At 46.2% G+C, this 26,540-nt stretch carries 16 protein-coding genes; 8 read left to right on the top strand and 8 right to left on the bottom strand.

Annotated elements, in window-relative coordinates:
* Window positions 1–46 precede the first annotated feature (46 nt).
* The 5 genes from DDZ15_RS10440 to DDZ15_RS10420 form a co-directional block, all read right to left on the bottom strand.
* Window positions 47–793 carry a 2,3,4,5-tetrahydropyridine-2,6-dicarboxylate N-succinyltransferase gene (locus DDZ15_RS10440; protein WP_109647030.1) on the bottom strand — a complete coding sequence of 249 codons (747 nt, stop codon included), beginning with the start codon at window positions 791–793 and terminating at the stop codon, window positions 47–49.
* A 26-nt stretch (window positions 794–819) separates the two neighbouring features.
* The gene (gene dapA / locus DDZ15_RS10435; protein ID WP_109647029.1) at window positions 820–1,704 is read right to left on the bottom strand and encodes a 4-hydroxy-tetrahydrodipicolinate synthase; all 885 of its coding nucleotides are present in this window, start codon (window positions 1,702–1,704) and stop codon (window positions 820–822) included.
* Window positions 1,704–2,378 (bottom strand): dihydrodipicolinate reductase C-terminal domain-containing protein, encoded by a 675-nt coding sequence (locus DDZ15_RS10430; RefSeq protein ID WP_109647028.1) that lies wholly within the window; start codon window positions 2,376–2,378, stop codon window positions 1,704–1,706. The genes dapA and DDZ15_RS10430 overlap by 1 nt, the downstream gene beginning before the upstream one ends.
* A gap of 10 nt (window positions 2,379–2,388) precedes the next feature.
* Complete coding sequence (lysC, locus tag DDZ15_RS10425; RefSeq protein WP_109647027.1) at window positions 2,389–3,744, bottom strand: lysine-sensitive aspartokinase 3; 1,356 nt, start codon at window positions 3,742–3,744, stop codon at window positions 2,389–2,391.
* Window positions 3,745–4,167: 423 nt separating this feature from the next.
* Window positions 4,168–4,746 carry a hypothetical protein gene (locus DDZ15_RS10420; protein WP_242978994.1) on the bottom strand — a complete coding sequence of 193 codons (579 nt, stop codon included), beginning with the start codon at window positions 4,744–4,746 and terminating at the stop codon, window positions 4,168–4,170.
* A 110-nt stretch (window positions 4,747–4,856) separates the two neighbouring features.
* On the opposite strand from DDZ15_RS10420, the gene DDZ15_RS10415 reads away from it, so the two are divergent.
* The 8 genes from DDZ15_RS10415 to DDZ15_RS10380 all read left to right on the top strand — a co-directional run bounded on the left by DDZ15_RS10415 (window position 4,857) and on the right by DDZ15_RS10380 (window position 21,704).
* On the top strand, window positions 4,857–6,446 hold the full coding sequence (locus tag DDZ15_RS10415; RefSeq protein WP_109647025.1) for an NFACT RNA binding domain-containing protein: 1,590 nt from the start codon (window positions 4,857–4,859) through the stop codon (window positions 6,444–6,446).
* A gap of 4 nt (window positions 6,447–6,450) precedes the next feature.
* On the top strand, window positions 6,451–7,014 hold the full coding sequence (locus DDZ15_RS10410) for a shikimate kinase (RefSeq protein WP_109647024.1): 564 nt from the start codon (window positions 6,451–6,453) through the stop codon (window positions 7,012–7,014).
* Window positions 6,992–8,089: a 3-dehydroquinate synthase gene (gene aroB / locus DDZ15_RS10405; protein WP_109647023.1), complete on the top strand. Its 1,098-nt coding sequence runs from the start codon at window positions 6,992–6,994 to the stop codon at window positions 8,087–8,089. Before DDZ15_RS10410 ends, aroB begins: the two co-directional genes overlap by 23 nt.
* 34 nt (window positions 8,090–8,123) lie before the next feature.
* A complete protein-coding gene (locus tag DDZ15_RS10400; RefSeq protein WP_109647022.1) occupies window positions 8,124–12,827 on the top strand; it encodes a translocation/assembly module TamB domain-containing protein in 4,704 nt (1,567 codons plus the stop codon).
* A 23-nt stretch (window positions 12,828–12,850) separates the two neighbouring features.
* Window positions 12,851–15,007, top strand: coding sequence for a ribonuclease R (rnr, locus tag DDZ15_RS10395; protein WP_109647021.1), 2,157 nt, complete (start codon window positions 12,851–12,853; stop codon window positions 15,005–15,007).
* Window positions 15,008–15,019: 12 nt separating this feature from the next.
* The gene (locus tag DDZ15_RS10390; RefSeq protein WP_242978992.1) at window positions 15,020–18,409 is read left to right on the top strand and encodes a peptidase MA family metallohydrolase; all 3,390 of its coding nucleotides are present in this window, start codon (window positions 15,020–15,022) and stop codon (window positions 18,407–18,409) included.
* Between the two features lie 260 nt (window positions 18,410–18,669).
* Window positions 18,670–20,895, top strand: a complete 2,226-nt coding sequence (locus DDZ15_RS10385) for a glycoside hydrolase family 3 N-terminal domain-containing protein (protein WP_109647020.1) — start codon at window positions 18,670–18,672, stop codon at window positions 20,893–20,895.
* Window positions 20,892–21,704: a glycoside hydrolase family 16 protein gene (locus tag DDZ15_RS10380; protein ID WP_109647019.1), complete on the top strand. Its 813-nt coding sequence runs from the start codon at window positions 20,892–20,894 to the stop codon at window positions 21,702–21,704. The genes DDZ15_RS10385 and DDZ15_RS10380 overlap by 4 nt, the downstream gene beginning before the upstream one ends.
* Window positions 21,705–21,800: 96 nt before the next feature.
* Here the strand turns inward: DDZ15_RS10380 and DDZ15_RS10375 are convergent, their stop codons facing one another.
* The 3 genes from DDZ15_RS10375 to DDZ15_RS10365 form a co-directional block, all read right to left on the bottom strand.
* Window positions 21,801–24,494: a helix-turn-helix and ligand-binding sensor domain-containing protein gene (locus tag DDZ15_RS10375; protein WP_109647018.1), complete on the bottom strand. Its 2,694-nt coding sequence runs from the start codon at window positions 24,492–24,494 to the stop codon at window positions 21,801–21,803.
* Between the two features lie 192 nt (window positions 24,495–24,686).
* Entirely contained in the window at window positions 24,687–25,604 is a 918-nt protein-coding gene (locus tag DDZ15_RS10370) for a glycoside hydrolase family 17 protein (protein ID WP_109647195.1), read from the bottom strand.
* The gene (locus DDZ15_RS10365) at window positions 25,604–26,512 is read right to left on the bottom strand and encodes a glycoside hydrolase family 17 protein (protein WP_109647017.1); all 909 of its coding nucleotides are present in this window, start codon (window positions 26,510–26,512) and stop codon (window positions 25,604–25,606) included. Before DDZ15_RS10365 ends, DDZ15_RS10370 begins: the two co-directional genes overlap by 1 nt.
* Window positions 26,513–26,540 lie beyond the last annotated feature (28 nt).

Genomic DNA, 26,540 nt, shown 5'->3' with positions numbered 1-26,540 from the left:
GTTCTATTTGTAAGAACTGAAAATTTCAATTCCCTTACACACTTTTTTATCGGAGTGCAGTTTCAAGCTCCAGCGATGCATCACTTCCTTCATCTCTATATTTAATAATAACAGGACACTGAGCAGATAAACCTTGCGATTTTGCCCATTCGTTATTGATTGGACGTGACCCCGGAATCACTACCGCACGTTTGGGTACAGGTGACCCTTTTCCAAGCAGCCTTTCATTTACACAGTCATAAACCGGAACCGACTTTGAGAGCGTTACTCCCGGTGCGATTACAGCTCCTTTTTTCACCAGTATACCCTCCACAATAACCGAACCTGCACCAATAAAACAATCGTCTTCAATCACGACGGGACTCAGGCCCACGGGTTCTAAAACACCGCCAATCTGTACTCCCGCTGAAAGATGGACATTTCTGCCGATTTGTGCACAGGAGCCGACCAGCGCATGACTGTCGATCATTGATCCCTCATCAACGTATGCGCCGATATTGACGTAGGCGGGCGGCATGATGATAACACTTTTTGCCACGTAGGCGCCTCTTCGTACGGAGGAACCTCCCGGAACAAGCCGTACTCCATCTTCTGCCTCGAACATTCTGGGAGGAATGTTGCTCTTGTCTACGAAACCCTCATAGATTCCACCATAGTTAACATTTTTACCCTCCCTGAATGCGTCCAGAATACCCTGCTTCACTTCCACATTGGCTTTCCAACCTTCACCTTCAGGTTCAGCAGCGCGTATTTCACCGCTTTCCAGCTTATCCAGAATCTCTTTCCAGCTCATAAATTATCAACCTGTCGTTTCGTTTTTTATTCTGTATTCTCTTTATACCACTCCGCAACATTCATATCGGCAGCATTTAAAACTGAAATACCGGACAAATCCTTTTCCGACAGCGGCGGCCTGAGTTGAATGCGCGGAATAATGCCTTTCTCTTTCATCAGCGCCTTTACCGGTACCGGATTGGGTGCGGTAAAAAGGGCTGCGGACGCTCTTTTCCATACAGGAAACAGATCTTCCGTATTCCGCTCCAGGCATTTTTTAACATAGAGCCCGGTTTCCATGGGCCAAACATTGGCAGCAACAGAAACCAGTCCGCTGCAGCCTGCAGCTGAGAAAAAGGGGAGCAGGCCATCATCACCACTGAAAAGAGGTACATCAGGGCAGGTTTCGCTAAACTCCAGATAGTCGCTGATGCTTCCGCTCGCCTCCTTAACAGCCCAAAAACGGTTATGATTCCGTATATTCTTCAGAACCTGGACAGGCATCTTAACCCCCGTCCGCGATGGAATGTTGTAGACCATACACGGTTTTTCTGCAGCGTCCATAAGTTTCATAAACCACTCTGTCTGGCCTTCAATACCCGGTCTTGCATAGAGAGGGGTAACCAGCAAAAATGCGTCCACTCCAATCCGGTTACACTCTTTTATCCAGCTTGTTTGTTCTTTCAGGTTAAATCCACCCACTCCGGCCATAATCGGAACGTTGAGCCCAAGATTGCATACGAGTTCTGTAATTTGCCGTTTTTCATCATGCGTCAATGCCAGTCCCTCGCCCGTACTGCCGGCCAGCAGAATTCCGTTTCCGGATTTATTCTGCAATTCTGCAAGTTTTACAAGAGTCTGTTCGTCAACCGACCCATCTTCATGAAACGGGGTGATAAGTGCGGTCCAAAGAACGGGTGAGTCAGTCATCACAAACCTCCCCTGTATGCTTTATCAAAAATGGATGCGAAGGTGTATACACCGGGATCAATATGCGGATGTCTGAGCAGATATTTAGCTGCCCAAACGGCTCCTTCTGCAAATAATTTGCGTGAATGCGCCTCATGCTTTAATGTTATGGATTCATATTTGGTTTTGATGTGAAGAGAATGAATACCTTTTACATCACCCTGCCTGTCGGATGAAATATGTGCATCCTGACCCAGCCACTCCTGCCACGATAATGCCGTTCCGCTGGGTGCATCTTTTTTTTCTTTATGATGAACTTCATGAATATGAAATTCTGCATCATCGAGCAGGCTGCTTCCGCTGCCGAGCATCCGAAGTGCTTTTCGGATCAGGTTCATTCCCATGCTGAAATTGGAACCGATAATCCATCTTGAATTGGCATCTTTAACGCGATCCGGTAAATTTTCCGGCCATGCATAACCCGTGGTTCCCCAGACGGACGGAATGGCTGCTTCGAGCAGTACATCCGAGATTTCGGCTGCGGCATCCGGCGGCACAAATACGATCGCAGCGTCCGTATTCGAGACCTTCTCTGCATCCGGCGGATTTGACCGGTTAAAACAGACGGCATCTCCGCCCAGAAGTTCGGCTACGGAACTTCCCGTTTTTCCGGTTCCAATTACTGAAATTTTCATGTCGGGCCTGTTATTTAATGAAACGATTATGAAGTACCTGAACCACTTTTTCCGCACTTGTCTGACTTACCAGAAAACAGAGATTGTGTGAGCTTGCACCGTGACAAATGAGCCTTACGTTGACATCCTCAAGCAAACCGAAAACAGGTCCGCTAAGCCCTGAGGTTGCATGCAGGTTATTACCGATCAGTGCAACAAGCGAAAGGTCTTTCTCTACGTCAACCTGGCTGAAGGTTCTAAGTTCCGATAAAACGTCCTCGTTCAGGGAATCGCGTTCAGTCGACTGGATATCCGTATCAACGGTCAGCGATACGCTCACTTCACTGGTTGTAACAAGGTCAACACTCACCTGATGCCTTGACAATACATCAAAAAGTTTTGCAAGGAATCCGTGGCGGTGAAGCATGTCGGGGCTTTTTACCGTAACCAGAGTCTGATTCCTCCTGAGGCTTATGGCTCGGATTACCGGCTTGCTGCGTGTATCTTTCATGATCCATGTTCCCGGTTTTTGAGGCTTCATGCTTGACCCCACATACACTTTGATGTTCTTCCTGACAGCAGGAACCATGGTCGCCGGGTGAAGAACTTTCGCTCCAAAAACGGAAAGTTCGGCCGCTTCATCAAAACTTATTTCAGTGATTGGCCTGGCTGCCGGCACCACACGCGGATCTGTAGTGTACACTGCCGTAACATCCGTCCATATTTCAAGTACATCTGCGTGTATGGCTTCTGCAAACAGGGCTGCAGAATAGTCACTCCCGCCCCGCCCAAGTGTCGTTGTAGTTCCATCGGGGGAACTCCCAATAAACCCCTGGGTTACGAAACGGACCGATTCAAGATGCGGAATCAGTTGATCTTCCGCATTGCCTGCAATCGCAGATATGTCGGGTTGAGCTTTTGTGTGCGACCGATCTGTGGTAATAATTTTTCTGGCATCCAGCCACCTGGTGTCCACCTCCCCCGTATCATACTCTTTCAGCAGTCCCGTAAAAATAGCCGAAGACAGCAGCTCTCCATGTGACAGGATCTCATCCTGTATCCGCGGTGTCATCATATGCTGATTCTGAACCAATGCGACCAGTGAATCCATCACCTGTAGAATTGCTTTTTCCACCTCCGTTGAGTGAACGAGTCCGGTGCAAATCTCAAGATGTTTTTTGCGAATTTTATCTACGATTTCCATTTTTTGATCGGTCTCAACATGATCGAAAAGTGAGGACAGTAGATTTGTGGTGCCTGATGTGGCACTGACAACAATAACTTTTTTATCGGGATCGGAAGTGACGATACGGGCACAGCGTTTCATGGCGTCCAGATCGGCCATGCTGGTACCCCCAAACTTGGCAACTTTTAGCAGGTCAGGCATTTTTTTGATCAATTTTCACAGCTTTAGAAAATACAAAAAAAACCTCTCTTTCTGAATCTCATATTGTCTGAAAAGTGTTCTCCCAATATTATACTCGCTCCCCTGATTATCTTACGGCTTCGCGAGTACGGAACGCTGAGAGATGGATGGTATCGTTTTACCGGAAAGTTTTGTATTTTGTAATTCTGTACGAAGGCATAGTTGCCTAACGTAAACATAATTGCAAGTTTAACAGTAACAGACCGGGTGATTATTCATGCCAAGCGGAAAGAAAAGAAAACGAGCAAAAATTGCTAAGCATAAAAGGAAAAAGCGCCTGAGAAAAAACAGGCATAAGAAGAAAAAGTAAGCTGAGGCGCTTCAAGGATTTTAAGGACGCATGGATCATGCGTCCTTTTTTTATATCCGAAACTCAGAATAAGATCAGGCTGCTGCCAGGTCTACTTTTTTGTCAGCAATCTTGATAATTCTGTTTGCCTTAAATAGCAGGTGTGTAAGTTTACGATCAACAAATGTGAGCACTTCATTCAGGCTCTCCAGGTTTTCCATGGAAAACTGAAAATAGGAAATCAGATTTATGGCACTAAGGTATCGTCCTTCTGCGTCCCCATCTATTTCAAGGTGCCACCGGGTTATGATGTCATCGCTGGCAAGAAACTCATTCACCTCCCGGCTCACAATTTCCATCCATTCACCAGCCATTTGAATCCGATAGTCTGCATCGCCTTTTGAAGTTGCGGGTTGCGACGTTTGTTCGTCAAAATGCCATACCAGTTCAACATCAATGCTCGGTGAAACACGCGCAGACGTAAGATGCTTCTGTTTGAGCATTGGATGCTCGTCAGTACCATTTAGCTGATTTGCAAGAGCTGCTTCCCTGAATCTGTCCCAGTCAAAATTAATATTGAGCTGTTTCAGATGATTCGTGGATTTTTTCAGGTCAATGACAATTTCCAGACCTGCAGCATTAATTTTTGACTCTTCCCATGTTTTTAACTTCAAAACGTCGATGTTTCTCTTGGTCAGTGAGCTGTTTATTTTATTTACCACTGACTGAAAAATCGGATATTGCATAAATTGCTTTTTAAAGACTATGGTTCTCGTTCACTCAGATGAATAATTACTACGCATTACACCATTTGTCAGAATACCTCCAAAGCACCCTGGCTGGTGGCAGGTACCTGTTCAGCTATTCTCCACATAAGGATGTATGGGAACTCTATCTGGAGACCTCTCAATCATTAAAAAAAAGGCTGATATTCAGCACAAATTCAAGTGAGACAGCTCTTTTTCTTGATGACTACCGATCTCCTAAAAAGAGTAACGTAAAAACTTTTTTTGATCAACTAAGTGAAGATAAATTAATAAAAATTTTACTGGCAGAGAATGACCGTTTTGTTACCGTTCTGTTTCAGTCGGGGTTAAAACTGCTTTTTTTACCCTTTGGAAACCATCCAAACGTATTTCTCATTCAAAATGACCGCGTTACAGAAGCCTTTAAGCAAAGCATCCGTTTTGAAGATAATCCTCCCCCATCGCCCAGAGCTCCAAGAAAAACATCCCCGCGGGCGGCCGAAAAAGATTCGCCGCGCAAAATGATTTTAACAAAATATCCCGCCTTCCCCCGCCACCTTATTGATCCACTAATCAGTCACTATGAGTTTGATGACATGCAGGCCGGGGAGGTACTGAGCATAACGGATAAGATTGTAGATGCGATGGAAAACAGGCCCGCATTCAGAATTCTTGAAGACGGGAATCTCTGCCTTATTCCGGAATCGCTGTTGCCGTTACCCACACGCAGGGAGTTTGAAAACGTGAACGAAGCGATAAAATTCGCATACTACAAAACATCCTCCGAACGGCGCCTTTCAGCTAAAATCAGCAATCTTCGCCCGAAAATTGAACACTCGGTTAAAAAGCATGAAGCTGCCATTGCACAGCTCTCGAACGCTGAAAAAGGATTGCAACGAGCGGATGAATATGAAAAATTCGGACATATACTGATGGCTCATGCCCATGAATCATTACCTGCTGAGTCTGGGTCCATAGAGCTGCCCGATTTCTACAATAACAATCAGCCGGTAAACATCCCGGTGAAGCCCTCCCTCTCCATTGCTGAAAATGCGGAGAGATATTACGATAAATCCGCCAAGGCTGTTCGAAACGTGGAAGAATCGGAACGAAGGCTGAAAACGATGAAAAAAGAGTATAAAGAACTCACGGAGTTACTGCACTCACTCGATTCACTGCAACGGGTTTACGAGTTTGACGACTGGTACAGCCATTATGAAGATTCGCTGAAACGGCTGGGCATTCTCAGTAAAGTACAAAGCGAAGCCCCGCTTCCATTCAGAAAAACCGAGATTGACGGTTTTGACGTCTGGATCGGGAAAAACGCGAAAAGCAATGATGCCCTTACGACCAGCGCTCATAAAGAAGATATCTGGTTGCACGCAAGGGGTGTGAGCGGTTCACACGTAGTTATCAGAATGGATAACAGAAAAGAGATGCCTCCCAAATCTGTGCTTCTAAAAGCAGCATCTGCCGCCGCTTGGAACTCAAAAGCGAGAGGAAGCAGGCTCGCCCCTGTAATCATTACGAAAAGAAAATACGTAACCAAACCCAAAGGGGCCCCCGCCGGAACTGTACGGGTACAGCGTGAAGAAGTGGAAATGGTGAAGCCTCATAAATTGTCGTGATAGCATGAATGTTAACATTAAACCAATTAAACAAGCTGTCTTCCTGTGCGGTATGATGGGTTCAGGCAAGACAACCGTTGGAAAGGAGCTCGCAAAACTTCTGAATGTTTCCTTTCATGATCTGGACAGATTAATAGAACAAAGAACCGGAAATTCCATACCGGAGATTTTCAAAACAGAAGGTGAAGAAGCATTCCGTAAAATTGAACGAGAAACCATTCTTGATGTTACTGCAAGTCTTTCCGGAGTGATTGCCCTTGGAGGCGGATCTCTGCAAAACCAGCACCTAACCGATCACATTAAGCTGAACGGCTGGCTGGTTTTTATCCAGACTCCGATTGATGACATCGCAGAACGGCTACACCGTAAAGACGGACGTCCCATGATTGCCGAAAATAGTGCGGAAAAGAGTGATCTGTTCGATAAAATCAGTTCATTAATGGAGCAAAGAATCCCGTATTATTCGCAGGCGCATCTAACAATTAAAACCGGGGATCTTACACCGCCCAAAATCGCAGCAGTGATCGTTGACAAACTGGCTTTTTATGAACAGAGACATCGAAGTTAATACCCGCACGGGCACATACATTTACTCAGCAGGCAATGGCATTCTCAGCCGTGCTTTGTCTGACATTTGCAGCCGTCACGATTGCCGGAACCTGTTTGTAATTATCGATGAAAACGTGCACCGTCTTCATGGAGAACGCCTTCGCGGTATTATTGAAAACCGATCTGAAAATTTTTCAACGTTTATTGTTCCCGCCGGCGAAAGCAGCAAGTCGTTCTCCGAATGGAAGAGGGTTGTTGATTTCCTGCTTGAAAATAAAGTCCGCAGGAATTCACCGGTGCTTGTAATAGGCGGGGGCGTGACCGGCGATCTGGGAGGTTTTGCGGCTGCGACGGCATTGCGCGGTGTACCGCTCTACCACATTCCAACCACCCTGCTTGCCATGGTCGACAGTTCCATCGGGGGAAAAACGGGAATCAACCATCAGATCGGGAAAAATCTGATCGGCTCTTTTTATCAGCCCGCCGGTGTCATTGCAGATATCTCCTTTCTTGAGACTTTGCCGCGCAACGAGTGGATTAATGGATTAAGCGAGATTTTGAAATATGCAGCCATCAGCGATGATGAAATTTTCAGGCAGACCGGATTTTTTCTCGATTCCTCACTCCCCTACTATGAGCACGATCATGACGATCTGATATCCCTGATCTGTACGTGTGCAGAGGTAAAAATCGATATTGTAGAGAAAGATGAACATGAGCGGGGAGTCAGGGCATTTCTGAATTTCGGGCATACCTTTGGCCACGCACTTGAAAAAGAGTGCGGCTATAAAACCATCAGTCATGGGGAGGCCGTTTACCTGGGGATGCTGGCGGCACAGAAGCTTTCACTTCTGACTGGCGGTGACGCCGCGGGTGACAAGCTCGAAAAGTACGGCAGCCTGTACAGTTACAGAGTTGATAAAGATGCCTTATCTTATGAAAGGCTGGTCGCCCACATGAAAGCCGATAAAAAAAACAAAAATCGGGATATTCATTTTGTGCTCCTCGATTCATGGCAACATCCTGTAGTTAAGACAGTTAATAAGGAGTCTTATTTGAAAGAGTCGTGGGACGTTGTTTTTGACCGCCTCTGATATCCAATTACTAATGTATTTACAGACATAACCTTTGATATACCGCTGGCTTTATAAACTTTGGCGATATTTCTGGATTACGGTTGCAGTAGTACTGCTTACTGCCTTCTGTATCCTTACGGCCACCGTTCTGATTCTGCAGCTGCCTCAAACCAGGGAGTTTATGAAAGATGAAGTGGTGGACCGTTTTAATGAACAGTATGAAGGTACGCTTGAGATAGAGAATGTTTCGGGGTTCCTTCCATTGAAGGCGGAGGTAACGAACGGCCGTATTTTTGCTCCATCCGACACATTGAATCCCGTACTCTCCTTCGGCCGGGCTGAAGCAACCTTCGATTGGTGGGAACTGATTCAGCAGAATATTACGATCTCATCCTTTGAACTTTACGAGCCCTCCATTGTCCTCAACAGAACCGATGGTGTATTCAATTTTGGGCAGGCAGTTCGTGAAAAGGAAGAGTTTCGAAGCAAAAACCTGCTTGAAACCGGTGAACCGGTGCTTGTTGGCGAACTCAATATATTCGCACCCAATCTGAACATTATCAATGGCACGGTGCAGGTTGAGGAATCGATCAATATACCTGAAGGTCTGGAGATCCGAACCCCTTTCAGTTTTCGTGAAGTTAATGCCTCTCTGTTTATAGAAATTACAGACTCTCAGATTTTTGCAGATATTCTGAATATCAACGCCACAATACCTGACTCAGACTACGAATATATCACCACCAGCGGACAAGTTTACAGTGACGATCGCTTTTTTGAACTGAACAGTTTCAGGATCAGAACCGGATTGGGTCAGCTGCAATTCGGCCTTGAAGCAACTCCCGTAAACCTTTTTGGCAATAGTCCGGCTGAGCAGTTTCGCAATGCCGATATTACTGCGGAGTTCAGAAACTCTACTCTCAGTACTCCATTTATCCGCAGATATTTTCCGGACTATCCTGATTTTGAACAAGAACTGAGTTTTGAACTGATCGCTGAAGGGAACAGAGACGAATTTTTTATCGACCGTTTTCAGGCTTCCGTCGACGAATCCTTTCTTACGTTCAGCGGTGTTGGCAGGGATTTGCTAACCGATGATCTCAGCTACGATATTCAGCTCGAAAACCTGGTACTTCACCCGGATAACCTAACATTCGCTTTGTTGCCTTATTTGCCTGAAACGGACCTTTCACGATACGACATAACAACATTTCGTGGTGACCTGAACGGTAGCAAAACAGAGCTCAGGTCAGAACTTTCGATGGAAACCGGGCTGGGCGGCCTCAATCTGAATGCCTCTGTTCAGCTGCCAGCGGGTCAGAAAACCGCCTATGAATTCAGCATTGAAGCCGATTCGCTTACGCTCTCACCATTTCTGCGCGATACGGTGCAAACAACAATGCTCACGGGCCTCATCTCAGGTTCCGGAATGGGTATTACGGATTCTCCGGAATACTCACTTACCGTAAATCTGGATGAATCGGTGCTTGCAGGACACACGCTCCGACAGCTTGAAGGCAGCGTAGATTACAGCCAAAACCGTTACGACTACACCCTTTCAGCCCGGGATATATTTTCTTCGGTCCGGAGCAGCGGTTTTTACAGTAACAACGACTCCCGGCATCATCTTTTTGCAGAAACCATTTTTGATAATCTGAATCTGTTACCCTACACAGAATTTTTTGACGGACAGGAAACGGATCTGAACGGCAGTTTTACGGCCAACATCATGGGCAGCTCTTTCGAGGATATCTGGGGCCGTATCAATTTGGAGATGAACCCTTCTGCCATCGGCCCAAACCGGCTCCGGGCTCACCAGCTTTATGCAGACATCAATCAGCCTGATCCGCGCGACAAAACCCTTCGATTCACCAGCTCTTTTTTTGATGGCGAAATATCAGGCACCCTTTCCCCTTCACTTTTGATTGAGGCGATGCATTACTGGGGCAGATACCTTGAACAAAGGATCAACGAAGAGATACTCTTAAGCGACAATTTTTCATTTAACCTGGCCCGAGCAGCCGGCTCTCCACAATCCGAAGAGATAGCGGATGTTGACCTGGATCTTATGATCACGCTAAAGGATATTAATCTGCTCCGTAATTACCTGCCTGCACTGCCCGAAACGCAGAGCAGCTCCCGGCTCAGTGCTTCTCTTACCGCAAACACCAATCGGCTTCAGCTCTCGGGAAACCTGTTCGATGAATCACTTACAGTTGAAAATGCACGGTTTGAAAATCTGAATTCAAGCCTGACGCTCAATTTGCGTCACGACCGGCCGCTTCGTGCATTCAGCCTGATCGATTTTCAGGTAAATGCTTCTTCGGCATCGGTTTCAGATATGAACTTTACCGAAAGTTTCCTCAACCTGACAACCAGGAATGATTTTATTGAGCTTGAGCAGCAGCTGGTACGGTCAGACAGTATCAGTGTACGGTCATCCATAACCGGTGTGCTCAGCGAGAACCTGATTGAACTTCAGATTGACCGGTTCGATTTTGGCTCAGAAGAGTACAGCTGGGCTACTCAGGGAAGCCCGCTTCTTCAGTTCCGTGACAATAACACCCTTACGGTCACCGACATGATATTGACCAGTGACGAAGATCTGATTGAAATCAGCGGTACGCTCAGTCCGGATCCCGAAGATGCGGTACAATATCGTGTCTCCAATCTGGACCTGTCGCGCATATCCAATCTGATCGGAGCCCGGGTCTCGTTCTCCGGATTCATGAACGGTGAGTTTACCACACGTTCACTTACACAAATACCTTCCGTTCAGGGAAATATTCAGGTTGAAGAAACACGTCTTAACGGCCGGCTGGTTGGCGATCTGTCCCTCAACAGTGTGCTGAATTCAGAGGAACAGCGATTTGATACCGATATTCGAATATTTACAGATCCCGATAAATATTCGGGTTATATCCGCAGCAATGACGGCATTGGCCAGGATATCCGACTTAACGGGTACTTCCGCCTTCCGGATGACGCAAATTCCGAAGAAGACCTCTACTATTTTGACGCTGATCTGAGAGAAATCGATATGTGGATCGTTCCCGTCATTACTCCCAATATAATTACGGATATGGAGGGCAATGCGAATGGCTCCGGGTTTATTCGAGGGAACAGAGACGATTTTGATTTTGAAGCAACCTTCACCGTCGCCGACGTCTATGGTGTGCCTGCATTTACCAATGTTGAGTACATGGTTGACGGCTTGATTGAGTTCAATAAGACAGAAGGATTGCTGTTCAGAAGTCTTGAATTGACTGATAATTTTGGTGGTACCGGCGAGCTTACAGGTCAGGTTGACCTCGATAACTTTTCACCCACCACATATATCGACCTGAATCTTGAGCTGAACAACCTTCAGTTTATGAACAACCCCTATGATCCGGATATTCCCTTTTACGGAGAGCTTTATGGGACCGGGGAAGCTCAGATCACAGGTACAAATTTCAGCCCATATATCCGGACTTTATCTGCCGTTACACTTTCACAGAATTCCAGAATATCCATTCCTCTTGAGGAGCAGACGGAATTTGAGCAGGACAGGCGTTTCATCCAGTTTGTTGATTCTTTCGATGAAGCCCTCCAGCGACGGGCTTCCGGGAGCGGCGGAACAGGAAACGGTGACGGAGAGGAAATCCCTGACGATCTCACATTTGCTGAACGTTTTACGATGGATCTTCAGTTTACCGCACCCAATCCGCTCAATGTTGATTTAATTTTTGACCGCGTTACAAATGAAGTTCTCAGCGCAAACGGTACGGGTCAGATCAGTCTGCGGCTGGAAGACCAGGATGTCAGCATGTTCGGCCGCTTCAATATTGAGGGCGGAGACTATCAGTTTGTAAGCGGCGACATCTTTACACGGCGGTTTACGCTTCAGGAAGGCGGGGCGATCAGCTGGCAGGGTGATCTGATAGACGCAAGCCTTAATGTGACTGCTGTGTACAGGGCAAGGCCTTCTATCTCATCCCTGCTCGGATCAACCGGCACGCAGCAGGTTGGCCAGAGAATTCCTGTTGAGCTTGTTCTCCAGATTGGCGGCACCATTTCGGCTGTGGAAAACAATTTCTTTTTCCGTGTACCAACCGGCATTGAGGGGACACTTGATCCCGCACTCGCCACGCAAATCAACAGCCTGAATCAGAATGAGGAGGAAAAACTGATCCAGGCCACCAGTATTTTGCTTAGCGGTAATTTCCTGCCATCATCCCAGGCACAGGGCCTTGGCCTTGAAGGCATCTCGGGTACGGCTGCTGTGGTGAATCCACTTCTGACAAGTCAGGTTATCAATCCGCTGCTGTCAAACCAGATCAACTCCCTTTTGCGGAGTGATATTACATTCGATATTGACCTGAACCTGACGGCTTTTGATGAAGTTGACCTGGGTGTTGCGCTCAGGCTTTTTGACGATCGAGTAATTTTGAGGCGCGAAGGCCAGATTACCGGTGAACAAGGCGATATTGGCGACCTGGGTGCCACCTACAGGATAAACCGCACTTTTTCAATCACAGCGTTCCACAGACAGGATCCTACGCTTATTGCACGTGAAGGAAACGCTGCATCAGGCAATACACAAACTCAGGAAATGAACGGGGTAGGTCTTGAAGCCCGCTTTCAGTTCAATACCTGGAAAGACTTTGGCAGAAATATATCTGAAAGTATCAGAAAGTTCTTCGGAATACAGAGAAAAGAGGAAACTGAAGATGAAACCGGAGATTCTACCGGTAATTCTGCTGCCATTAATTAATAATTTAATATCAAAATATCTCTATGAGTCAAAATAAATTGAGCTCCCTCGAACGTAAAATCATTGAGCTCCTCAAATCCTACCCGGATGCATCCATACCTATCCCCCTTCTGGAAGATGCCCTTTCTTTAAAAAAGAAGAAGGGTGGTCAAAAACTAAAAAAATCGATAAATCGTCTAAAACAGCTTGGTCATATCAGGGTTACCAAAGGTAATCTTGTACGGCTCAATGAAGTTGCGGAGGCCGACAAATCATTTGTACAGGGTAAGCTCGACGTAACAAGTCATGGCGACGGATATGTGATTGTGGAAGGGCGTGACCAGGACATTAAAATATCCCATAAGTTTCTTGGCACCGCACTGGATGGTGATATCGTAAAAGTAAAACTGATGGGCTATCACCGTAAGAGCAATAAGCCGATGGGCCGCATTGAAGAAGTGGTACAGCGTTCAAGAACCCTTTTTGTGGGTACGCTTGAAAAGGTTGCCCAAAACACATACCTCATCAAGTCGGACCAGCAATCTTCACGTGTAGACTTTTTTGTAGACCCTGACGATCTAAACGGCGCACGACCGGGTGATAAAGTAACTTTCAACCTGGTGCAGTGGGATGATGTTCGGGGATATCCTCAAGCACGTGTTGTACAATCCCTGGGAGATGCCGGCACCAATGAAGCCAATGTACTGTCAATCCTGGCTGAGAAACAGTTTGCATCCTCATTTCCTGATCATGTAGAGGAGTTTGCGGAACGTATTCCGGACCATATCACGGAAGATGAGATTGCACGCAGGCGAGACATGCGCGATGAAGTCGTAATGACCATCGATCCGGCCAATGCAAAAGATTTTGACGACGGCCTGAGCATCGCAATACTGAACAACGGAAACTACTACCTGGGTGTGCATATTGCAGATGTTACCCACTATATGCCGCGCGGATCCATACTCGACGAAGAGGCCCTTCACAGGGGCACAAGCGTCTATTTGGTAGACAGGGTCATTCCCATGCTGCCCGAACGCCTGAGCAACGGAGTTTGCAGTCTTCGCCCCAATGAAGATAAGCTTGCCTACAGCTGCTTCATGGAAATTGCACCCAATGGCAAACTGGTCAATTACAGTATCGAGGAGACCGTAATCCACTCCAAGCAGCGATTTGTTTATGACGAAGTACAGGATATTCTGGACGGCAACGCAGATCATCCATTTATTAATGAACTTCAGATTCTTGAGAAACTCGCCAAAACACTATTGGAAAGGCGTTTCAATGAGGGTTCGATCAATTTTGAAACACCGGAACCAAAATTTGTTTTGGATGAAAACGGGAAACCTGTGGACGTCATTGTAAAAGAACGACTGTTTGCACACCGCCTGATTGAAGAGTGCATGCTGATGGCAAACAAGACCGTTGCCACACATGTACAGTCTCTGCGAAAACAAAAGGGCGGGGGTAAAACCTCAAAAAACGACCACCCCTTTCTCTATCGGGTGCACGATAAACCCGACCTTGAAAAGCTGAATAATATCAGGGAAACCGTAAAACCGATCGGAATCAATTTTGACCTGAATGGGAATGTTACTCCCAAAAAAATAAACTCGCTCCTGCAGCAGGTTGAAGAGACCTCCCTGGAGAAGATTATTAACGGACTCATGCTTCGTGCAATGGCGAAGGCTGAGTATACGCCAAAAAATATCGGGCATTTCGGTCTTGGTTTTGAAAATTATACACACTTTACAAGCCCTATACGCCGTTATCCTGACGTCATTGTTCACCGGTTGCTGAAGAGGTATAGTGCAGGTGCAACCGAATATACCTATGAACAGCTTACGCAAAACGGTGAACATTGCAGTGAAAGAGAACGTTACGCTGTAGAAGCTGAACGGGACTCCGTGAAACTCAAACAGGTTGAATATCTATCTGAACGACTTGGGCAAACATTTGCGGGAACCATCAGTGGTGTAACAGACAACGGAATCTATGTCCAGATCAATGATATATACTGTGAAGGCATGATTCGCGTTAGCGACCTGAAGGATGATTATTATATTTATCACCCTAAACTGCATTGCCTGACAGGACGATCAAAGGGTAAGAAGTATCGATTGGGCGATGCAATCAACGTAAAAGTAGTTCGAACCGATCTTGAAAAACGCCAGATTGACCTGGAATTATCCCGATCCTAAAATTATTATTTCGTGAACCTTATCACCATGCGTTTGCTTCAAAAATCACTCATTGCCGGTTTCCTCTCCATTTTCATAGTCTCTCTGGCTGCTGAAAACCTTTTTGCACAGTACTTCTTCTTCGGCAAAAACAGGGTTCAGTACGAACAATTTGACTGGAGGTATATCGAAACCGATCATTTCGATATATACTATTACGATTCCAAGAATTATCATCTGGCTCAGTTTACGGCCGAGACACTTGAAAGTTCTCTCAAACAGCTGAATCAGGACTTCGGCGATCAGCTCACCGACCGGATTCCGGTTATTATCTACGATTCCCACAGCGATTTTTCACAAACGAATGTTGTTAGGCTGCCGGTCGATGCACAGGGTATCGGTGGTGTTACAGATAAATTTAAGAACAGGATGACACAGCCCTTTATGGGCGATTATGCTGATTTCCGCCGGACGCTTCAGCATGAGCTGACCCATGCCTATATCAATGACGTGTACTACGGGGGGTCGGTACAGTCGATCGTGCAAAACAATATTCAGCTGCGGTTCCCGCTGTGGTTTGAAGAGGGACTTGCAGAGTACCTGGCGCTTGGATGGGATACTCAGACCGATATGTTTATGAGGGACGCGGTTCTGAACCAGTACCTCCCTCCCATCACCCAGCTCAGTGGGTTTTTTGCGTATCGGGGCGGACAGGCTTTCTGGTACTACATTGCAGATCAATATGGCAGGCCGAAAATCACTGAGATTCTTCAGAGAATAAAAACCACAAGAAATATTCAGCAATCCCTGGTACAATCGCTTGGGCTTGAAATAGATGAGCTTTCCGACCGCTGGCTGGAATACTGGCGGCAGCGCTATTTCCCCGAGGTAGCCGACCGTCAGTCACTGAATAGTGTAGCTACCCAGATTACGACTCGCGCCCGATCAGGTTCCTACAACACAAGCCCAACAATCTCTCCCCGGGGTGACAGGATTGCAATGATCACCAACAGAAGAGGAGTATTTGATATTGTGGTCGTGGATGCAAACAGCGGCGAACGTTTGAAGACACTGGTAAGCAGCGCTGATAATCCAATGTTTGAGGAACTGAATATTCTGATTCCCAATCTCTCCTGGTCTCCTGACGGTACCCGATTGGCGCTTTCCAGTAAATCTGAAGGCACATATAACCTGGCCATTGTTGAATATGAATCCGGCAATTCCAGAACCATTAAATTTCCGGACGTGGACGCCATTAATTCTGTGGCATGGTCGCCTGACGGCCGTAAAATTGCCTTTGACGGAAACATTGGCCCCTATCAGGATATTTTTGTCTACAACCTGGAAACAGGTGATTTTCAAAATCTGACCAATGACGTGTACAGCGATAACGACCCGGAGTGGGGACCTGATTCCGAAACAATTTTCTTCGTTTCAAACCGAAGCGATAAGCTTCAGCCAGGTGATGCTCTGGCCGGGTTTTCCATCCTGCAGGATGCCGAGTTTTACGAGACAGACCTTTACCGTATCAATGACAGCGGTGGCCGGATAACTCGTCTTACGAATACTCCTTCCTGGTCTGAAACTCAGCCAACGGTTACCTCTGATGGCAGAATGCTGTTTGTTTCCGATCAAAACGGAATACCCAATGTTTATGAGTATGAACTGGCCAGTCGTACAGTTTATCCTATTACCGACCTGCAATCAGGTGTGATGCAAGTTTCCGTTTCGAACGATGGTACACGATTGGCCTTTAATTCGCTGAACAGAGGATTTCCAGACATCTTCATGCTTCGCGGACCTTTTGAGCGCAGAATGGATCGCCAGCTCAGACCCAATCAATGGGCTCAGGAGCGCGCGTCAACTGCTCCGGGAGATCGTGTGCCTGCAGTGGAATTTGCACAGGAGATGATTGATAATCGTGAACGCGGGAATATGATCAGCTACCGAACCCTTACCGATGCACCTCCCACCGGATTTGAAAGGATGATTGAAGCCGCACCGGACACAACCAATCAGGATACCGTCCGGGCTGAGAGACCCCAAACCGAGCGGATTGATTTCCGGAACTATCAGTTTGGTGAATCAGTGGTGCGTGATTCAACAATTGAGCTTACTGACGATCCGGAAAAATTTGAGCCCGACGATAACGTTACCGACGAAGGATTATATCAGCCAAAAGAGTACCGGCTTCGGTTTACTCCCGACTTTAGTTATGCAGCGGGTCAGCTCAGTACCTATTACGGATCATCAGCGTTTGCGTTTGTAACGCTTACCGATCTTTTCGGGGACCATGAACTTTCGTTCGGATCCAACCTTGTCTTTGATCTCAGAAATAGTGACTACACGGTTCAGTATGCGTATAAGAAGAACCGTACGAATTTCTTTACCTCGTTTTTCCATCAGTCAAGGAATTATCAGACCTTTTTTGGCGAGCTGTTGCGTTTTCGCACCTTTGGGTTTTCCGTTGACTTTCAGTACCCGCTGAACCGTTTTCAGCGATTCGACTACGGAATATCCGGGATCGGAATTGCGCGTGATTTCAGCTCGGTACAAAGTTTCGGTGATGCAACCCTGAGCAATGACCGCAGCTATTTTCTCTATCCCCAGGTTACGTTTACAGGCGACTACACCATTCCGGGCTTTATCACACCCCGCGGAGGCAGCCGCTACTCCCTGCAGCTATCCGCAAGTCCGCCGCTCGGGCCTGAAACACCACAATTTGCCACACTGCTGGGTGACTATCGAAAATACATTGACCTCGGCTCACAATACTCCATCGCGCTTCGAGGAGCAGGTGCGGTCAGCCATGGCCGTGATTCACAAACTTTCTTCATGGGAGGTATGCTCGGCTGGATAAATCAGCAGTGGTCTGATGCGGAAATACCTTTTGAGCGTCTGGCCGATACGTTTTTCACATTACCGGCCACACCTCTCCGCGGCCACGAGTTCAACACCATTTTTGGTGATCGTTTTTCACTTATCAACGCTGAATTCCGATTTCCTCTGTTTGCCGCAGTACTTCCGGGCCCACTTCCCATACTGCCGCTCTGGAATATTACCGCCGTGGCTTTTGTGGATGCAGGCGCCGCCTGGGGTTTCGACATCCCTTACGCCCGTTTCTCAGACCAGAATGGGAATCCGGTAGTCTATTTTGAAAACCAATCCGATCTTGATTTCAAGATTGGTAACAAACGAAACGAGTTTCTGAATCCACAAACCGGACTGTTGCGCGACGGTCCCGCCCAGGAAGGTGATATTCCGGTTACATTTGTAGACGGAGATGTTCTGATTGGCGCCGGTTTTGGACTTCGAACCATTCTGCTTGGACTTCCCTTCCGGTATGATATCGGCTGGCCTTATCAGAGAGGAGGATTTGGCGGTAATCCAATTCACTATTTCACCATTGGGATCGACTTTTAATCCCGATTCTGATTTCACTTACAGTGCGATGCCTTCCTGTGAGGCATCGCACCATCAATCTCATCAGACACCTCAAGGAACAGTTTGTTTACCATCTGAAGGAATTCCTTTTTACATTGTTGCGGGGGTTCACTGATACTAACCGTTGAAACTGTCTTCAATGTCTCAATTCTCCGTTTTTTCAGCACTGAAATAGCAACGTTTGCTTATTATTTCCCCATCTTTTGCCATTGGCCATAACTGCCTGCAGACCCTCTCAGATGATTGCACAAGCTCTCTATAAAAATCCTGACGCCCCCATCGATGAACGTGTGGAAGACCTTCTGCAGAGGATGACTCTGTATGAGAAGATCGGGCAGATGACTCAGCTCGACATTACCCTAATCAATAAAACGGGTAACCAGCGCAACGTTGAGCTTGTAGAAGAAAAAGCTGTTGAACTGATCCGTGACCATCACATTGGTTCATTCTTAAACGGTGAAGCTGTTGCACCTGATCAGTGGTACGAATTCATGAACCGTCTGACCAGGATAGCTGTAAAAGAGTCCCGGCTTGAAATCCCGATTATTTACGGTATCGACCACATGCATGGCGCAAGCTATCTGAGCGGAAGCACAATTTTTCCCCACAATATCAATCTGGGGGCCACCTTTGATGAATCTCACAGTTTTGAAACAGCCAGAATAACCGCAATTGAATCGGCAGATCTTGGCCACCACTGGACATTTGCTCCCGTACTCGACCTAGGGCTCAACCCTTACTGGCCGCGGTTTTGGGAAACCTATGGAGAAGATCCTCATCTTGCCTCGGTGATGGGAGCGGCCTATGTACGCGGCTACCAGAATAATGAAGATATCGCACCGTATCGTACTGCAGCTACCTCGAAACATTTTCTTGCGTACTCGAACCCTGCATCGGGATGGGATAGATCACCCGTACAGGTCAGCATGCAGATGATTCATGAGATGCACAGGCCATCATTTCAGGCTGCTATTAATGCAGGCCTCAAAACGGTGATGCTGAACAGCGGTGAAATCAACGGCGTACCTGTTCACGCTTCAAAAGAGATTGTAACCGGCCTGCTTCGCGAAAAGATGGGATTTGACGGTGTTGTGGTTACCGACTGGGATGATATCGGAAAACTGGTCGACTTTCATAAAGTTGCCGAAGATTATCAGGAGGCTACCTATATGGCTATTGAAGCCGGTATTGATATGAATATGACTCCGACAACCCTCGAATTCAATAAGGCACTGCTGTCGCTCGTGAAAGATGGACGGATAAGCAAGAAACGAATTAATGAATCGGTACGGCGGATATTAAAACTAAAGTTTGATCTGGGACTTTTTGAACATCCCTACCCGCGCAACGACCGTATGAACCGAATCGGGATGGAAAGTCATAGGCAGAAGGCACTCAGGGCTGCCGAAGAATCACTGGTTGTTTTAAAAAATGACGGGAATGTTCTTCCGTTGAAGAATCCCGACAACATCCTTCTATTCGGCCCCTGTGCAAAGAGTAAAAGGAACCTGGCAGGTGGCTGGACCATTGGCTGGCAGGGAGGCAGTGAGGATCAGTATCCTGAAGGGATGAATACACTTTGCGATGCACTGCAGAAAAAGTATCCAAATGCCTCAATTCACTATGCGGACTCAATTCCGGTTGACGGTACTCCAACCGAACAAAAAACTTTTTTAGAAAGTACTTCAAGTGCTGACCTCCTTATTTACGCCGCCGGAGAAGAGCCCTATACGGAATTTGTGGGCAATGTTACCGACTTACGGCTGCCGGGCCGCCAGCTTGATGAAATTGCCCTTTTGAACCGGTCAGCTTCACCAACCGTACTGATTATGATTGCAGGCAGGCCGCGAATCATTACGGATATCATCAAAGAAACGGATGCATTTATCTTTGCCGGTCTGCCCGGATTTGAAGGTGCGGATGCCATTGCTAACCTTCTGAGCGGTACAACCGTACCCAGCGGTAAGCTGCCCTTCTCCTACCCGCAGCATACGGGCCATTTTGTAAACTACCATCATAAACCAAGCGCCGTCTATTTTTTTAACAGGGATCAGGCCAATGTCATCATACAGGATAGCAACGCAACCACGTCGCTTTTTGAATTTGGCGACGGACTCAGCTATACTACCTTTGAATACGATAATCTTGTGCTTTCAGCTACCGAAATTACAGCCGGAAAGGTACTGACTGCATCGGTGACAATTACCAATACGGGTGATGTTACGGGCAAGGAGAGCGTTCTCTGGTTTATCAGCGATCTTGCGGGGCGAATTACACGCCCGGTAAAAATACTTAAACACTTTGAAAAAGTAGAACTGGCACCCGGTGAAAAAGCCACTCTCACATTTGAAATTCAACCTGAAAAAATTCTCTCATATCCCGACAGCAAGGGGATTCCCATACTTGAACCGGGCCGTTTTACGGTTAATGCCGGTCCGCTAACAGAAACATTTATACTGAAATGACCCGATCCAGAATCCTTGGTTCCGCCACACCACTCCTTATCATTTCTCTTTTTATCGTCTCATCGTGCGTACAGGACAACGGGCAGGAATACACGCTTGTGTGGAGCGAGGAATTTGAGGAAAACAGCATTGACAGAGAAACCTGGGTTCACTGGGAAGGGCCTGCATATAACAATGAGCTGCAATATTATACCGACAGACCTGAAAATTCATACGTTGAGGATGGGGTTCTGCACCTTGTTGCACAGCGCGAAGCATTCGGAGGGAAAGAGTATACATCCGCGCGGATATCGACTGACAGTACATCAATAGGATGGCAGTACGGCCGCTTTGAAGCCCGTATACGCATGCCTGAGGGTAAAGGATTCTGGCCTGCTTTCTGGCTGATGCCTATGAGGGATGACGGCTGGCCGCGCGGCGGGGAAATTGATATCATGGAGTATCGGGGGAACGAACCCTATACAACGAGTGCTGCGGTTCATTTTTGGGTTGGCGGTTGTGAAGGCACCTCTCTTGAGTGCCGTAAATATATAACCGACACACATACCGTGCAGTCAGCCAAACTAAGCGAGAGCTTTAATATTTATGCGCTGGAATGGGACGAATCAGGCCTGCATTGGTTTTTAAATGAAACCGAATTTTTGCACGTACCCTTCACTGACATTGATGCCAGATTTGATCCTTTCAGCACGCCATTTTATATCATTCTGAACCTGGCTGTCGGCGGTAATTTTTTACCAAACCCTGACGAAACCACCCCGTTTCCCCAGGCGCTTGAGGTTGACTACGTAAGGGTATATAAAAAATGACATTCTGCACCTGCATGATTTATCTGTTGCGTAACAGGTGCCTCATCTTATAACTGACTTACCCTGACGTGGAGGCTTTTTTCTTTGACGTTGCTTTTAAATCGCATTTAAAAAGTCAGTCAAATCCTCGTCAGCGTCCAGGTTGAGTTTTTTCCGCAGGCGCGAGCGATTTATATACACACTTGATGGCTTAATATTCGAAAATTCGGCTATCTCCTTGGAGCTGAAACCAAGCTTCAGGTATGCACAGAGTCGCAGATCATTGCTTGACAGATCGGGAAAGCGATCTTTCAGCCTCTGGAAAAATTCCTGATGAAGTTCATCCATCTGAATCTCAAATGTATTGTCCTCCAGATTGATATAAGAGTCAAGAAGCCTGTGTATCTCATTCCAGAAAGAGGCCGGTACTTCCGGTTTCTGTTGTGCAGCCTCCAGCTTGTTCTTCAGCCGTACCAAAAGCCGGTTTTTGTCCTGATTTTCCTTTGCTTTATTTGCTAACTCTATTGTTTTGTTTTTTAACTGCTTTTCCAGTTTATCATAGTCAGTCTGAAGGCGCTCCTGCTCCATCAAAAGTATCTCACGCCTGTGTTTTTCGGCCTGCTCCCGCAGCGACCGTTGCTGACTTTCCTGCAATGATTTTTCCTGTCGTTTAAGTGTAACACTTTGCCACAAATAGATCAGATATCCCATAGTGATAAGCAGGAGAACATATACAACGTAGGCATACCAGCTGAAATACCAGGGAGAGGTTATTTCAAACATGAATACAGCAGCCTCGGTTGGAGAACCGTTTACCATTGCCCTGATAAAAAGCTGATGTTCACCGTAGGGCAAGTCAACCAGTTCAAGTTCTGTATCAGCAGACCAGGAGCTCCAGTTTCCTTCATCGCCAAGACGGTATTGGTAGAGCAGATCTTCCCTGTTTGGGATCAGATATGTAATATGCACATTGTTATAGCGATATGGAACGGCTTGTCCGCGGTGTAGTTCCAATCGCTCTTCGTTATTGAATGCTTCGAACCTGCGGAAGATAATTTCCCCGTTTACAACGTGCGTATCCTGATCCTGACCGGTATTTTTTAATCCAAAACCGTTATAGAGAGGGAGGAACTCAAATTGTGAATTCAGACTGTCCGGCTGAAATATCCCGGGTAGTGAATTTTCTGGCTTCGCAGTAAAATCGGGCACCCTTTCTTCGTTAAATGTGCTGTCGGCAGCAGAATAGGCGTATTGAAACTGATCCGTACGTACCGTTATTCTGTTCCCTTCTTTTACCAGATATGGATCGTCACCCCGAAAGGTATCGCTTAGAAAGATGGATCTCTCTTCCGGATAAAGGGTATCGTCCATAACCATTCGTATGATACCGTAGTTTGGAATATTCACCCATACGATATCATCCGCCTCGACAAGTATCTGGCTGGCTGATCCTGCAATAAGTTCAATCTGCTTTTTAAATGACCAGGTACCGCCTGTTTTTTCAAAAGCAAAAATTCCATTGTACGTGCCTCCTAGCAGTACATCTCTGTAAGGAACCAATGTCCAGAAACCCCTCTCTCTGCTTAACCTTTCCAGTCTGTTATCGTTAATTAGAAAGAGTCCGCGATCGTGGCCTGCAAAGAGATCATCGCGAATATTTTCCAGGGTCCAAACCTGCCCTTCGCTTCCCGGTATTAGTTCAAAATTGTATGCTTCTGAATTATTGTTTAGCTGTTCCCAGCTGGATTGATAAAGCCCTTTATTTGTACCCAGGTAGAAACGTCCATTCTTCAGCAAGGCAGTATAGCCTGTTCCAAAATTACCCTCGTAATCGTAAATGAACGTCAGTTCATCGCGCAGCTTTAAGGATGAAATACCGTAATCCATTCCAAGCCAAAGCTGGCCTGCAACGTTGAAGTGGGTACTCAAAATTGTATTATTGGGCAGGCCTTTGTTCCGGTTTATATGATGTACGATGTTCCCGTTCAGATCACTGATAAAAAGCCCTTTTTGTACGGTTCCAAAAGCAAGGTAATTATTTTCAACAGGTTCAAAACTAAAAACTGTTGCAGCTTTAAGCTCCTGTGACAACGGGGTGTCTATAGGAGCTAAATTACCCGATGAGTATCGATAAAGCCCGGAGTTGTAGGTCACCAGCACAATTGCCTCATCATGTTCATACATTCCGGTAATTTCGAAATCGGACCCTGCCGGCAAATTGGCCACCTGTTCCAGCGACAAGTCGATCATACGGAACAAGCCGCCGCTCTTGTCTGCAAAATAGACATCTCCGTTAAGCGAGTAGCTGCCAACAAATTCCTCCGGAGCCGCAATCTTTGTAAGGGCATCATCACGGTAAGCATAGATATTAAAATCTGAGACAAACAGGATATTTTCACCAACGCGATGTATCTCCCAGAATTCCTCACTTATCTCGGCCAGATCTTCCCTGAAAGGATAGAGTGATCTGTATTCAAAGTCCTGATAGACATTTTTTTGCCACACGCCGAAATCAAGATCCGATCCCGTATAGATAAGTGAATCGCTGACTACATTGACAGAACGGGTGAAACCGCTGCTTCCTTCATAAATCTTCCAGTTCTTGCCATCATATTCCAGAAGACCTTTATCGGCTGCCATGTAGACAATACCGTTTGAAGCGGAATCAATATCCCAAATTTTACCGCTGTTTTTATATTCCGAAGGAGTATAACTTTTTAGCTCAGGTACACCTTTTTCGGGAAGCTGCTGTGCGGATGCCGCTGCAATTCCGCATAGGAGCGAAATCAGATATATGAATGCTGTTTTCAAGAATAAAAAGTAATAAATGATTATAGCTCTGACCGAAAAATATTTGATCCGGCAAATGCAAGCTCCTGCTCCTTTATTCCTTTCTATCCGGTTAGCGGTTCACAAATACCTGTTGAGATAGAATAGATAATTTCCGCTTTTTTACCGTCTCATTTACAATGACACCCTGAACCGTTTTTTTACAGAACATTCTTATTTCAGAACGAGCTTTGGAGTACGGTCAATTTTATACAATCCCCAATGTTTTTCAGGCTCCAGGGGCTCAGGCGAGCCTTTCCACGGTTCATCGAAAGCTTCAAAGAAAAAGACCAGAATGTTCTCTTTTTCTGACCACTCCATCAGCTTTTCAAAATAGATTTTCTGAAATTCTTCGTTTACGTTATCGGGCGGGATTCCCCTTCCATTGGAATTGGTTGCCCAGCCTGCTTCAGTTATAACTACCGGAATATCAGGATATTTTTGCGAAACTGAATGGTAATTTTCTTTTGTGTAATCAAGTGCTTCACTAATGTGTTTATATTCCCATACGGGATATGTGTGAATAGAGATAAAATCGACGCCGTGGGCTAATTTTTCAAGTTTGTAGAGCCATGGAGCGTAGTTTTCGCAAAATGTGACCGGCTGATTGGCTCTATTTTGCACGGTTTTGACAAATTCCAGAACCCTGCTTTCGTGTACGTAATGGTCGGTCCAGTCAACACAGGCTTCATTGCCGACAGAAAGTGAAAAGATGATATCAGGATAGAGGTTAGCAAATTCGGCCAGCTTGGCTATTTTTTCCTCATTAACGCGAGCATTTTTTTCAAGCTGTTTTTTTGAATATACGCCTCCGTTCCAGGGGCAGTTAAAATTATTCAGTTCCGCTTCAATGTAGGAACCAAGCATAACTTTGAAGTCAAATTGCTCATTTTTTATGACTTCCAGAACGGTTTCCCCATGCTTGTCGCAATCAAATAGCCGCAGGTATTTCCAACGGCCCTTTAACAGCTGAAGATCTTCCCGTACTTCATCATATGAAGGATAAACACCCCCTGGATTCTGGCCCTCCCTAAAACCGGAATAACAGATTGCCATACCCGGTTCTAAGCCCAGTTTTTGAAATGTATTCATCATCCGTATTTAAGGTTGCCGACTTTATCCCAGATTCCCCAGTAAGCGCCCACATCACCCTCTGCGCTCACTTTCCAGTCCTCATCAAATGAAGAAAAATAGAAAACCTCAATATCTTCATCATTGGACCAAAGTTCGGTATTGATGAAATACATCATCGCGTTCCGTTCGGATGGCTCTGCATTACCCAAACCTTCTCCCCTGCTTGGCCAGCCGGTTTCGGTGATAATAACCCGCTTGCCGGGTGCCGCATCTACAACCTGATGATACATTTGTCTCATATGCTGAAACGAATGCTTAAAGTGAGTTCCTTCCCAGTAGGGGTAGCAGTTACAGAGTATTACATCGCAGGTTTCACTTATTTCAGGCCGCTGTACAAACTCATAATACGCATCAACATAACCTACAGGAATATCCGGTAATCCGGACTTAACCTGATTCATGTATTCAAGAAGCTTGCTTTCGGTCAGGTCTCCCCTGTAAAGTACTTCGTTACCAACCGCGGCTATATCCACATAACCTTCTTCAGCCAGTTTGATTAAATTTTCAATCTCCTCACTGTTCTTCTCTTCATCGTTTCCAAGCCATGCACCAACGAGTGTTTTCATCCCGTACTCTTTCGCAATTTTTGGAATAAGTTCGTTACCCTCCGTACATGAAAATGACCGTATCCATCCCGTGTATTTGTTCAGGATCTCAATTCGCTTGCGAATCTGATCTCCGGATATGATGTCGCCGGGCTTTTGTCCCTCTTCGTACAGGCTGAAACAAAATCCATGGACTCCATTGTACAGCACTTCCAGAAAAAGGTTTTTTATTTCATCATCCGACAGGTCGTCCAGATAATTCACCCGTGAGATAACATCCGACTCACGGTATGAAAGGAATTTTTCTTTTCTAAATGACATGGTTTATACCTTTAATCGTTTTTCAAAT

The sequence above is a fragment of the Rhodohalobacter mucosus genome (assembly GCF_003150675.1).
GTDB classification, from domain to species: Bacteria; Bacteroidota; Rhodothermia; order Balneolales; family Balneolaceae; genus Rhodohalobacter; species Rhodohalobacter mucosus.
Note: the sequence above shows the minus strand (reverse complement) of the source record. Positions and strands in the feature narration are given on the sequence as shown.